Genomic DNA, 695 nt, shown 5'->3' with positions numbered 1-695 from the left:
ACTTCCCCATTTTGGCAATGTGCCACTAAATACCATCAACAAAGCTAAAATAATGGCTTTTCGGGGTAATCTAGTCAAGGAGGGAAATAATGGACGGCTTTTATCAGCATCTCGAATCAATCACATTATGACCCCATTACGTATGGTGATTACCGAAGCATCTGAGCGTTTTGATTTTGAGAACCCTTGGAAGAATATAAAGCCACTAAGTGTACCTAAAAGTAATGTTAGTCCTTTTACCTTAGAGGAAGTCATGCTCATCATTGACAACGTCAGAGTAGACTATAAGCCATATTTCACAGTACGGTTTTTTACAGGCATGCGTACAGGTGAAATTGACGGTTTACCGTGGAAAAATATTGACTTTGAACGTAGACAAATCGTTATTGATCAAGCAATTGTTGGAGGTGTTATAGGTGACACTAAAACTTCCGGCTCTAATCGTATTATCCACATGAATCAACTGGTTTACGATGCATTGATTGAGCAGCAGAGCTTCACTAAACATCGAAGTGAGTTTGTGTTTAGTACAAAAGCAGGTACTCCTTTGAGTCATCGCAATGTGACAAAGAGAGTTTGGTATCCGTTATTGCGATATCTGGAGCTTGATATACGTAATCCCTATCAAAGTAGACATACGGCTGCCACTCTTTGGCTTGCTGCAGGCGAGTCTCCTGAATGGATTGCTGCGCAAA

At 40.6% G+C, this 695-nt stretch carries 1 protein-coding gene; it reads left to right on the top strand.

All coding sequences use genetic code 11. From position 1 onward, the window contains the following. Positions 1-127: 127 nt before the first annotated feature. Positions 128-695: site-specific integrase (locus ACS8FC_RS17675; RefSeq protein WP_439297750.1), on the top strand; the 568-nt coding region annotated here is incomplete at its 3' end.

The sequence above is a fragment of the Psychrobacter sp. 1Y4 genome, assembly GCF_051847555.1.
This window is presented reverse-complemented; position numbering and strand designations above follow the sequence as displayed.